Genomic DNA, 12,143 nt, shown 5'->3' with positions numbered 1-12,143 from the left:
CTAACTCTTAATTCCTAACTCTTAATTCAAGTGACCGTTGACTACGATGTTGTAATTATTGGCGGCAGTCTTGCTGGATACTACGCTGCCCTTGCTGCAACCCAACTACGTGCCACAGTTGCCCTGGTGGAACCCAAAGTAGACTACGGGTTTACTCATCACCATGCTCTTACCGAAATCGGTAAATTGGCGCAGAAGTTGAATGATGCTGCTAGTTTTGGTATTCATGCCACACACACTGGTACTTCAGAAGAATGCCACATATCTATGGCATGGCAAGAAGCTATGCTGTATTCTCAATGCGTAGCCTCAAATCTCAAAGAACAGCATTCCCCAACCATCCTAGCCGCGCTGGGGGTAGATATCATCGTTGGCAGTGGTCAATTTCAATCTTCATCCCAACTAACTTTTGCCGTTAATAATCGCCTACTACGCGCTCGTACCTATTTGCTAGCCAGTGGTTCATGTCCAGAAATTCCAGAGATTGAGGGATTGCAAAGCACTGGCTACCTAACCCTATCTAATATTTGGCAATCTTTACAGCGAGGGACATTAGCCAAAAATTGGGTAATTATCGGCGGAATTCCCCAAAGCATTGAAATTGCTCAAACTTTAGCCCGGTTTGGTTGCAGTGTGACGCTGGTAGTCAAGCACCCTTATCTTCTACCCAATATTGACCCTGAGATAGCCATATTTCTTCAGGCACAGTTGGAAGTCGAAGGTGTGCGCGTCCTCACCGAAAGACCAGTAACTCAGGTGAGGCTAATTGAGGATAAAAAGTGGGTTCAAGCAGGAGATAAAGCTATTGAAACTGATGAAATTTTAGTAGTGACTGGACAACAGCCGAATATTGAATCTCTAAATTTGGCAACAGTAGGTGTGAAATGGCATCGGCGTAGCTTAGTGGTGAATGATAAACTGCAAACCACTAACCAGCGCATTTACGCTTGTGGTGATGTAATTGGTGGTTACGACTTTGCCAATATCGCTAATTATGAAGCAAAAATTGCCCTGAACAATGCACTCTTTTTCCCCAGGTTACGAGTAGATTATCGCTCTATTCCTTGGGCAATGTTTTCTGTGCCAATGCTGGCGCAAGTAGGTTTGACAGAGGTGCAGGCAAAACGCCTATTTAGTCGAGATGAAGTTTTAGTTTTTCGACAGTATTTTAAAACAGTGGCAGCAGCCCAAATTCGGGATGAAACCACTGGTATGTGTAAATTAATTGTGCTACGTAACGGCGAAATTTTGGGAGCTTCGATATTGGGGGCAGAAGCTGGAGAATTAATTAATTTGATTGCCTTGGCAATGTCCCAAAAAATTAAAGTCAAAGATTTAGCAAATTTATCTCCTGTCTATCCGAGTTTTTCAGAAATTCTGGAACAGACAGCAAGAGAGTGGAGTAAGCAAAAGTTAAATAGCAACATTGCTTTGCAAGAGTTTTTAGAAGGCTTCTTCCATTTCCGCCGCAATTGGAATTTGTAAGTTAGGAGTTAGGAGTTAGGAGAGGTTATTGGGAGTGCCTTAAAAACCCTGCATGACAATCCAAACTACTCCCGCAGCTACTAGAGGCACGCTGAGGTTATCTGTGCCGTGGGGCGAGACTGCCTCTGCTAGGGTTGCAAAAGTGGCAGTTATCACCGCCGTCAACAAGGCCCATCCTAAACCTAAAGGCATTGCTAGGGGACTCAGCGACGAACCAGGTAGCAGCAACAGCACTAAGAAAATCACCACTGTACTCGTTACAAACATTGCTGCCGAACCTTCCCAGGATCGCACAGAATTTCCCACTTGGTATTTATGCTGTCCAAAGCGTCTACCAATTAATGCTGCTAGTGCATCCCCCCAAGTCATTGCCATTACCCCAGCTACGGCGATTGGGACACTATCTACTGGCCCGTCTGGTCGCCACAGTAGCCCGAACAGCAGCGTTACCGAGATAGCGAAATAAACTGTGCCGGGTGAGCTATCCTGGGTATCCATTGCGCCGATGATTCGGTAGCGGTAAAACAGGTAGTTGAGTCCGATAAAGGTAGCAAATGGTATAATTCCGATTTCCCAGTGTTTAAACAGTAGCAGGATGCCGAAAACCCACATCCCTGCACCAATATGGATTACTTTGCGGGTCAAATCTGGCTTTACACCCAACAGCTTACGCAGTCCCTCGCCAATGACAAGCAGACCGATAGCGTAAACATAAGAAATTGCTAGCCCGATAAAATCATTGTTGGTCATTAGTTATTAGTCATTGGTCATTGGTCATTGGTTATTAGTCATTCTTCCCTTGTGCCTTCTACTCCCTTGCTTATTCATTTAGTCCGATCGCTATTTCGTCTAAAGTTCTTTTCTATTAACGAAACACTACCAATACCTTGAAGAATACCACGACCGATTAAACCTAAACCTCGACCAATTATTTGGGTGAGAATGAAGACTATACCGCTACCTACAAAAGCTAATATTGATTTTAAACGCGGTGCGATCGCATCACTAAATTCTAAAAATAATGTCACTACTAAAGGAATATTAGAAAGTTTGCCTAACTCCTGATTTCGAGGTGCATAAACTGAAGTATTGGCAATACCACGAGGCGCAATTACAAATAGATCATAGCGACTTTCAAAAACTGCTTTTGGCTCATTTATATAATTTTTTAACCGATATTTCCATGATAAATCGTTTCTAAACCGTTCAATTTCTCTTGTAGAAATAAATTGGCGACTATATAACTTTTGCTTAATCGCTTCCACATCTGCTAAAGAGTTGAGTAGTGGCTGCACTACGCCATTCGCTACCTGAATCAACAAGTTCTCTAAAATCATTAATGCTTGGGACTTGGCTTCATTGCTCACTGCTGGATAAGAACCATTATCAATATACAATTCTGTTTGAAATAGTAGATAAGAATACAACTCAAAAACTAGCGGGATTTTATTGAGAATATCTGCCTGCACAATTTCTGTGTTTTGTAGTAATAAATTAACAATTTCTATATTTTGTTTCCCTATTTGAATTCGAGAAAATTTCCCAAAAAAATCTGTAATTGCTGCTTGCCATAAATCGCGTAACAAGGTACTTTTTACCTCATATAATTGATTCATCTCGATTTGAGAAGCACGCAGTTCATCCAACTGTTGAGCCAATTTTTGCAGGATCAGATAAAGTAATTCCCGTTTTCTCTCTTCACGAAAGATGTCAATTTCTAAAGGGACATCTGTGACATTTTGTAAAGGAAATTGAAGTTTGGTAATGCAAGACGCAAACAAGGCAGATTGTAGCGCTCCTGGACTAAGCAAAGGTGACACAGTTTGCCTTTGTTGAATGGCACTACTCAACGAAGGAGGCAGAGGCGGCTTATCAGCAACCGGAATATGTTCCTCTTGCCGTTCTTGTGGTGAAACCAACAACCGATTTAGCAACCAACGAGCCGCTAGCAGTTCTCGCCGCTGTCCAGCTAGAATTGCTCGATCTAATACTGGTAGTCCCGGAACTTGTAATTGTGCTGTTACTGCGGCGAGGGTAGCTTCAATGTGAGCAATTCCTGACAAACGTAAATTATTTCGCAGTCTAGAAAAAGGGAGTGGGGAGTGGGGAGAGATGCGATTAATCGCGTCTGTACTAGGGAGTGAGGAGTAAGGAGTTGTGATTGCTTCCGTCTCCCGAAACCAATAGGAACTACCATCGGCAACTTCTTGCATGGCGGCGACTAACTCAGCAAGTGGTGTGCCTTTGGGGCAGTAGCCATTTACACCAATAGATTTTGCAGCCAATAGTAGTCCTTGTTCTTGGACAGAACTGAGAAGCAAAATTGGCAGGTTGGGATATAAGGCTTTGAGTTGCCGACAGAATTGTAAACCTAACTGCTGACTGGTAGTGGAGCAACCATTACCTAGTTCCAAAACCACCAGATTTACCTGATTAGGGTCTTCTTGGGCAATTTCTGCTAAAATCTGCAAGGCAGCGGTATCACTTTCTACCACTGCTATTACTTCCAGGTTAGGAATTGCTTCTAGAGCTACCCGTAATCCCAGACGAAAAATCGGGTCTTGGTCGATTAACAATAATTTTAGAAGGCGATCGCTCATAGTCTACTCAATTACACAAGCAATATTTTTAGCAATTAGAAAACAGCTTTGATACAAAACTTTGTCTTCCCCATTGTTACCTGTTTTCGCAAACGGATAAATCGATCATAATTGCCATAGGCAGCCGTCACTGTGTAATTAAATGAACTTGAGTATTCGGCACTGGTTGGCAGAACGCTATATCGCAATCAATCAAATCAAAGGATTTTCAGCGGGGCAATTGGCAGGTATTGCCTATCGGATTGTTCAGGATATGGAAGTCAAAAGCCTCATGCCTTTTGACATCTGTACCTTAGTAGAGGTCTTAGAACTACCCTTAGGTCTTGTTTGGCAAGAAATCAGTGCTATTTCCCAGTTGACAGAAAACTTGTTGCGTAGCCTCAGCCAAAAAAAACCATTAAAACGTAACGAAGGCACATGGCTAGCGTTTCAAATTGCCTATCTCCAGGCTTTGCAAGCAATTCTAGAGCAGGAAGCAAGCTTACAAAGACCGTGGCTAGACCGGGCAAGTATACCTATCCAAGCACAAATACTTAAACAGGATGTAGGTAAACTTATCCTCCAAGACCCGCAACTGCAAGGATTGCTGAAAACTCTCAGCCCAGGTAAATTGACTGACACCCAAGCTGAACAAGCACTATCTTTGGTTGCAGATTCATTACTGGTGCAACAAATAAACAACGCTGCCATAGCTTGGTTAGTTGCCAATGGCGCAGAGGAACCTGAAGCTAAACTTCTAACACAGCGTTTAATCAACTCACTTCCTGGGCACTTACTGGTAGTCGTTACCGAAAATGCCGCACCTCTAGCCCAACTGCAAAAATTTTTCCGTTTGGGGATTTCATTATCTCCCAATTTGATCGCCCCAGAAGTTGGTTCTACAGTCAGTGAGAAAATTGATTTGCAGCGAGAACATTACCGTGCAAGTTTGATTAAAAACCTCAGTATGCCTTTGCTCATGGAATCCTTTGCCCTTAAGGATATCTATGTACCACAAAAAGGCTTACCAATAGAGGCAATTATTTCTGAGCAGGATAATAAAATTGTTAAACCAGTTGATTTAAAAACATGGGCCCAGCAACAGCTAGCTGATTTAGAAACGATCGCTGTTATTGAGTCGGAACCTGGTTATGGAAAAACGAGTTTTTGCCAACTTTGGGCAGCACAGGTAGCACAAGAATCTTACCCTACTTGGATGCCTATAGTAATTAAATTACAAGATGTAAAATATGGCAAAACTTTCATCGAAACGCTAAATTCTGCCTTTCCTATTAATCTTTCAACTTGGTTAGAGCAAGAAAATCTTCCTTGTCTGTTGCTGCTGGATGGTTTGGATGAACTACCCCCTTCTAGTCAGGGTATAAGGGCACAAGCAATTTTTATTCAGCAATTACTGAACTTTCATTCTCAGTACCGACACAAAATTTTGTTAACGAGTCGATCAACAACACTAGAGAAAATCGCCCCAGAGATACCCCTGCCATTGAAGCGAATTATCATTCAGCCGTTGGATGTGGAGGAACTCAAACAATGGTTTCAGCAATGGGCAAAAGTGCAATCATTGGCGATCGCTCAAAATTTCTTTACATTCTTAAAACAGACAGGGTTATTTGCCAGCCAATCAAAGTTAAGAGAATTATCTCCTCTTGTTCGTCAACCCCTAATGCTGCATTTGTTGGGCATTTTGCACCGCGACGGACTGCTAGATGATGAAGTATTACAATTAGCTGCTAATACCCCAAAGCCTTCTCTGTTATGGGAAATTTATCATCGCCTGAGTCGATGGTTGTTGGGTTATCCGCTAATTGGTGGGATCAAAACGATGCTCCTGCGTTCAGGATCGGCTCATATCCACCGAACTCCAGAAGCGATCGCTAATTTACTCGCTGGTGATCATCCCCAAGATTTAATTGAGCAGATGCAAGCGATCGCTCTGAAAATCTTACACTCCCAACGTCATCAAATTAATTTGCCTGAGGAAGTAAATACAAATAATTTACCAGCTTTTTATTTTAAAATTCAGGGTTCGGATACCTCACGTACTGCTTGGCTGTGCGTTGCAGGAATTTCCCCCGTTGTAGCGACTGCCGCGCAGAGGAGTTTAATTGAGTTTTCGCATGTCAAGTTAGGAGAATATCTTTGTGCTGAGGCTGTGGCTGCTGAGTTGAAATTGCTGACTCAGTGCCAAGATGAGGTTTATGGCACGCTCACCTTTGTGCTTGATCCCAGTAGCTTTGCCCAGCGTATCTACAATTTACTGGGTTACGGGATACTTAGCCAGGAAATTGAGGAACTGGCGATCGCAATTTTGCGCCGGGAGCAAAAGCACAAGTTTCCTTTTGAAGTTTTGTTCCAACGGCTTTTGTCTTTCTGGCGTGCTTACTGTCAAGGCTATTGGGTGGATGAAGGGATAGCTCACAAAGCTTTGACTCATTTCCACGCACTGCAAAACCCGGTGAATGTTGAGCAAGTGAATGCTGCGGTGGGACTGAATGTGTTTTTATTGCTTTGTGCTTGCTACCGAGAAACAAAAATCCCTTTTTGGCCTTGTGGGAATCCAGCTAATTTGGCAGAATTCAATCCAGAGGCCTTAAGTGCGCTGATTGCTAGAACAACCCTTTTGCATAAAAGTGCCTTCGCAACCCGAATCAACTCTCTGGCTGGACTAAATTTATCGGGAGCCTCTTTGTTACAAGTGATGTTAACTGGGGTAAATCTTGAGCAGACAAACTTATCCAATGCGGAGTTAATGGGGGCAAATTTAGCTGGAGCCAACCTTCAACAAGCAAACCTCGCCGGTGCAAATCTTCAACAGGCAAACCTCGCAGGCGCAAATCTCCAACAGGCAAACCTGACAGGCGCAAACCTGCAACAGGCTAATCTTATGGGGACGAATCTTAATTCAGCGAATCTCACCAACGCCTGCTTATTTGATGCCATCCTTACTGAGGCGGATAAAAAATTGGCCGCTGATAATGGTGCCTTGTTCTCCAAAGAATCGTTTCAAAGACTGAAACATTTGCGCTCGCAGCAACCCTTCTTAAATACCGTCCAAATTCCGACAAACCCAGATAATAATTGGAACAAACTCCCTGCGATCGGACTAATTGAAAGCTGCGAAGGCACAATTGTACCAGTAGATTTATATGATGATGATGCCGATGATGAGACAGTTTTTGGCAAGAACTCTATTGATGAGACTAATTATTATTAGTTTTTATTAGCTAGGGAAGCCGTCAATTTTAGATTTTGGATTGAAGGAAAAATCTAAAATTGAATGACTCCTAACTACCATCAGCTTTCTTGCGGGTTGCGGTAACCAACAAAGTTAATACTATAGTCAGTAATCCGCACTCCTGTTTCTTCTTCAATTTTGCGGATCAAATCTTCTGGTAGTTCCACATGAACATCAAGAATTTGATTTGTATCCACACAGTTTATATGACTGTGAGAGTCACTGATATTACCGTACAAACGCCCATCACAGCGTTCAATACATTCAATGATGCCCTGACTGGATAATGCTTCTAAATTTTGATAAACAGAAGTATGACCGATCTCTTTACCTAGTTGGTTCAAGCGATCGTAAATCTCTCTAGCAGAAAGATGTTCATTTGCTTGCCAAAGTAATTCCAGAATAAAGCGACGCTGACGACTGACGCGCATACCCAGGATTTGACACCGATCCAGCGCATCTTCTAGAGAACGAATTGGTTTTGGAGAAATTGTTTGTTTTTGCATATTACAGCTTGTTAACTGTTGGGGGGAATTTTCCCATTTAAATGTTTATTGGTTATTTAATATATGCAATAATATTGCACACCGCTGTTCTACCTGTACTTGTGTTTTGGCTTTTGATGCTGCAAAAGACAGGTGGCGATAATTATTTTTTTTGCTTGTTGACGGCTACTTTCTCAGACCTTAATCTAAAACAAACTCATTACAACTTTAACTTAAAATTGCTGTAAATGTCCACCTTGGGGCAGGCGTTGCCTTTCCCAAGTAGGCTGATTCTATGTAAGTCGTGTAGTAATTTATTAGTTAAATGTGAGTATTTTAGCAATTAGTAAAGAAACATTTAAGTGGAGGAAAATTTGGTGTAAGTGAGTGGTGTAGGCTAGGAAGAACCGCAGGCATCACCAGAGGCTGATATCAATGCTAGCCATTAGATATATATTTGTGATAACCAGCGAAAACTAAGCAAAAGTATTAAATCAATTTGAGAAGGTCAGATTTGTGTATAAATCTTGTATAGTTTGACCAATTCTCCACAAAAAAGTATTAGTAAATACCAATTGATTTATAAAGATCAATGTAGCGTCAATCCCTGAAAGCTGCTACTGTATATTCTCGATCCTACAGTTGAGCATCAAGAAAGTGGCTGCTGAATCAATGACAATTGCGATCGCACTCAATAATGACTTCATTAACAATCTGGATCTGTCGCCTGCGTCAACCGTAATTGAACAACTGCTGCAAGATGGGGTCGCGTCCCATGAACAGCAGCTACGCTTTGATCTCAATTACGATCTCGAACCTGGCGATCCACGGGAACTTTCAGAAATTCCAGAGGTGCGACTGTGGTTTGTGCGCCTAGATGCCAAATACCCTTGGTTACCATTTTTACTAGATTGGAAAGCTGGAGAATTTGCTCGTTATGCCGCCATGCTTGTACCACACCAGTTCAGTTCCCAAGAAGGCATTCAGTACAATCCTGAAGCCTTAGAAATATTTTTGATGCACAAAATCTTTATTTTGGGTGATTGGCTTAAACAGCAAGATATCCCCAGTCTCTCACGGCTGAAGTCTATGGCCCAAATGCTGGGTTATGAATTAGATGATGCTTTTTTTGAGATATTTTAACTCGGTGAAGAAAAAGGAACTAGGCTAAAACCCTTATGCCTATTGCCTAGCCCAGGCGCGATCGCAAGTAAGCACAAAGCATTGCTAGAGAGAAATCTGGTTTTTAATACTGAATAACCGCAAAATCTAGCTGTCACGTCCAGGTTTTGCGGTCATTCAACAAACGCATAACTACATTTGGATATCCAATAGACTTATCGCAGAAGTCGGGACAAACTGCCCTTTAGCCACCCCAAATTTTCTCCAAAACGGCGTTTGGTGAAACATCCGCCGTCTTTCCCGTGGGAGATGCAATGGCCAGGAATTTATCGTTTTTCGGCAACAACTTAGCTGGATTAGTGGGCCCAAATAAGGCGATGGTATAGGTTTGGACTGCAACACTCAGTTGTAGTGCCGCACTATCAGTAGACAACATCAAATTTGCCCCGGCAATCATAGCAGTTAACTTGCCAATATCATCAGGGGCAGTCACCTTGATATCTGGAGAAGACCCCAGAAGCGATCGCACAAACTGCTCATCATCAGTTCCCTTAACGACCACCACAGGCATATCCGGCTGCTTGTCTTGGAAGCCTTGAATAATTTGATGCCAACTTTCGACAGGGTAGATTTTATCCAGTTCTTTAGCCTGGGATAACTGGCCAAAACCGCCATGAATCAAGATATAGCCTGTTTCATTCACCCCTAAGCGTTTTTGTTCCTTTTGTGCCCACTCAATATCTGGTTTTGGCACATTTACCGCTAACTCTGGGACAGGACTATTTATTTCCAATGGTTGCAGCAAATCGTGATATACTGCCGCCGCATACTGGGATGGTTTGAATGGCACAGCGTGGGTCAGAAAAACCGAACCTTTGCCTTTGTAGCCAATACGTATGGGAATTCCCGTCAACCAAAGTAAAAGACCAAGCAACCAAATTTGCTTAACAGCAATGACGACATCGTATTCGCGATCGCGAATTGTCCCCACCAAGTTACCCCAATCTGCCAGACTATTACGGTCTTGAAAATCAAAGGTCAGTACCTCGTGAACTGACTTGCTCACTCGGTAGGCAGCCTTTGACCGGGGTTCAACAACGACATCTATCTGAGCGTTAGGGTAATGGCGCTTCAGGTCATCTAGAGTCGGAAAGAAGAGAATTTGGTCGCCAATTCCGCCAGGTACAAGGGCTACTACTCGCATAATATTTATTGACGCTTACTCGCTCCCTATTTTAGGGGAAAATATATAGCTTAAAGATTGAGGAATTCTGTGTATTTACTAATTCCAGCTGCGGGAATCGGAAAAAGAATGGGGAGTAACCGTAATAAACTCCTTCTAAAAGTGCGATCGCAACCAATTATTGCTTGGACTCTATTAGCCGCAGAAGCCGCTAATACAATCAGTTGGATTGGGATTATTTCTCAGCCTACTGATTGGCCAGACTTCAACGCAATTATCGCCGATCTGAAGCTGACTAAACCAGTGGAATTGATACAAGGCGGTTCCACCCGCCAAGAATCTGTTTACAATGGTTTGCAGTCCCTGCCAGTAGCCGCAGAACAAGTTTTGATTCATGATGGGGCTAGATGCCTAGCCACACCAGATTTATTTAACTCTTGTGCCCAAGCCATTCGTCACTGTCCCGGTTTAATTGCTGGTGTATCGGTCAAAGACACTATCAAAGTTGTCGATGAACAAGGCATAATTCAAGAAACACCCGACAGACGAAAATTGTGGGCAGCACAAACTCCCCAAGGATTTGATGTCAAGTTGTTGAAACAGTGCCACGCTGAAGGTGTCCGTCAAGGTTGGGAAGTAACTGACGATGCCGCTTTGTTTGAAAAGTGCGGTATTGAAGTCCGAATTGTCGAGGGAGAGGAGACAAATTTAAAAGTCACTACTCCACAAGATTTAGCGATCGCAGAATTTATTCTCACAACTAGAGGCTTTTGAGGAAAATGATTCCCCAATGCCCCATCTCCAATTTCAGAGTTTCAAACAATATTTTGACAATTTACGATATAATGCCACACACTTGTTGATTGTTAGTTGTCATGTACTAATGACCAATGACTAATAACCAATGACTAGTAACTAAATGATTACAGCCACAGCGACGAAGATAGAAGCAATTCTCTATTTAAAAGGTAAACCCTTGTCGCTCGGCGAAATCGCCGAGTATGCCGCGTGCGATCGCGCCACTGTCAAAGAAGGCATAATTGAACTAATGGACAACTATGCCCACCGAGATAGCGCCCTAGAGGTAGTAGAAACTCCAGATGGTTACAGTTTGCAACTCCGGTCTGATTTTCATGATTTGGTGCAAACGATGATACCAGTAGAATTGGGTGTAGGTGCATTGCGGACTTTAGCCGCGATCGCCCTTAATAGTCCCATACTTCAGAGCGACTTGATTAACTTACGCGGTTCAGGAGTATATCAACACGTTCCTGAACTCGTCGAACTTGGTTTCATCCGAAAGCGTCGAGACAGCGATTCTCGCTCTTATTCACTGCAAGTAACCCCGAAGTTTCATCAGTATTTCCAAATAGAACAACTCCCGCAAATACTTGCTACCAGCCAAAAGGAAGAACAACTAGAACTAGAACTAGAACCAAAATAATGTCCCCTCCTTTTCACGGCTTATACCCGTGGTGAATGCGCTACCCTTGTACTATGGTTTAAAGTAGAGTTAGCAATTAAGCTAAATAAAACTGCCAATGGTGTTTAATCCTGACTTTTTGAATGACAACTCTGAGGAACACCCTAATCAACTTCTTTCCGACCACTCTGAGGAATACCCTAATCAGTTACTCAAATATCTACAACATCAGTCTCCTGATGTTTTAGCTAGGATTGCTCAGTCCGCCAGCCCCGAAATTAAACAAATTATCTCGCAAAATGTCCAAGGGCTAGTGGGAATGCTCCCGGCAGAAAATTTCAACGTGCAAATCACAACAGATCGGGAGAACTTAGCTGGGCTTCTAGCTTCGGCCATGATGACGGGGTATTTTCTGCGCCAGATGGAACAAAGAATGCAGTTAGAGCATTTGTCTAATGGTCAATAATCAATAGTCAGTAGTCAAATATTCTGGGACTATTGACCAAATAATTCGTAATTCGTAATTCGTAATTCGTAATTCGTAATTCGTAATTCGTAATTCGTAATTCGTAATTCGTAATTCGTAATTCGTAATTCGTAATTCGTAATT

At 42.6% G+C, this 12,143-nt stretch carries 10 protein-coding genes; 6 read left to right on the top strand and 4 right to left on the bottom strand.

Annotation, left to right across the window (positions count from 1 at the left end):
- The first annotated feature begins 30 nt into the window (after positions 1-30).
- A complete protein-coding gene (locus tag F8R90_RS28300; protein ID WP_196512796.1) occupies positions 31-1,485 on the top strand; it encodes a dihydrolipoyl dehydrogenase family protein in 1,455 nt (484 codons plus the stop codon).
- A 39-nt stretch (positions 1,486-1,524) separates the two neighbouring features.
- Here F8R90_RS28300 and F8R90_RS28295 read toward each other — a convergent pair whose 3' ends face one another.
- Positions 1,525-2,235, bottom strand: coding sequence for a diacylglycerol/polyprenol kinase family protein (locus F8R90_RS28295; protein ID WP_196512797.1), 711 nt, complete (start codon positions 2,233-2,235; stop codon positions 1,525-1,527).
- Positions 2,236-2,309: 74 nt separating this feature from the next.
- Positions 2,310-4,085 (bottom strand): DUF3685 domain-containing protein, encoded by a 1,776-nt coding sequence (locus F8R90_RS28290; RefSeq protein ID WP_196512798.1) that lies wholly within the window; start codon positions 4,083-4,085, stop codon positions 2,310-2,312.
- A 142-nt stretch (positions 4,086-4,227) separates the two neighbouring features.
- On the opposite strand from F8R90_RS28290, the gene F8R90_RS28285 reads away from it, so the two are divergent.
- Positions 4,228-7,299, top strand: coding sequence for a pentapeptide repeat-containing protein (locus F8R90_RS28285; RefSeq protein WP_196512799.1), 3,072 nt, complete (start codon positions 4,228-4,230; stop codon positions 7,297-7,299).
- A gap of 80 nt (positions 7,300-7,379) precedes the next feature.
- On the opposite strand, the gene F8R90_RS28280 is transcribed toward F8R90_RS28285, so the two are convergent.
- On the bottom strand, positions 7,380-7,826 hold the full coding sequence (locus F8R90_RS28280; protein WP_190899382.1) for a Fur family transcriptional regulator: 447 nt from the start codon (positions 7,824-7,826) through the stop codon (positions 7,380-7,382).
- A 651-nt stretch (positions 7,827-8,477) separates the two neighbouring features.
- Between F8R90_RS28280 and F8R90_RS28275 the strand changes: the two genes are divergently transcribed.
- Positions 8,478-8,948, top strand: coding sequence for a CRR6 family NdhI maturation factor (locus F8R90_RS28275; protein WP_196512812.1), 471 nt, complete (start codon positions 8,478-8,480; stop codon positions 8,946-8,948).
- A gap of 223 nt (positions 8,949-9,171) precedes the next feature.
- Here the strand turns inward: F8R90_RS28275 and F8R90_RS28270 are convergent, their stop codons facing one another.
- Positions 9,172-10,131: a glycosyltransferase family 9 protein gene (locus F8R90_RS28270; RefSeq protein WP_196512800.1), complete on the bottom strand. Its 960-nt coding sequence runs from the start codon at positions 10,129-10,131 to the stop codon at positions 9,172-9,174.
- Between the two features lie 69 nt (positions 10,132-10,200).
- Between F8R90_RS28270 and ispD the strand changes: the two genes are divergently transcribed.
- From ispD to F8R90_RS28255, 3 genes are all read left to right on the top strand, one after another.
- Positions 10,201-10,884, top strand: a complete 684-nt coding sequence (ispD, locus tag F8R90_RS28265) for a 2-C-methyl-D-erythritol 4-phosphate cytidylyltransferase (RefSeq protein WP_190899368.1) — start codon at positions 10,201-10,203, stop codon at positions 10,882-10,884.
- A gap of 145 nt (positions 10,885-11,029) precedes the next feature.
- Positions 11,030-11,554: an SMC-Scp complex subunit ScpB gene (gene scpB / locus F8R90_RS28260; protein ID WP_196512801.1), complete on the top strand. Its 525-nt coding sequence runs from the start codon at positions 11,030-11,032 to the stop codon at positions 11,552-11,554.
- Between the two features lie 97 nt (positions 11,555-11,651).
- Entirely contained in the window at positions 11,652-11,999 is a 348-nt protein-coding gene (locus F8R90_RS28255; protein ID WP_104908394.1) for a DUF760 domain-containing protein, read from the top strand.
- Positions 12,000-12,143 lie beyond the last annotated feature (144 nt).

The sequence above is a fragment of the Nostoc sp. NZL genome (assembly GCF_015714705.1).
GTDB classification, from domain to species: domain Bacteria; phylum Cyanobacteriota; class Cyanobacteriia; order Cyanobacteriales; family Nostocaceae; genus Nostoc; species Nostoc foliaceum_A.
The sequence above is the reverse complement of the archived record's forward strand: the minus strand, read 5'-3'. Positions and strand labels throughout refer to the sequence as shown.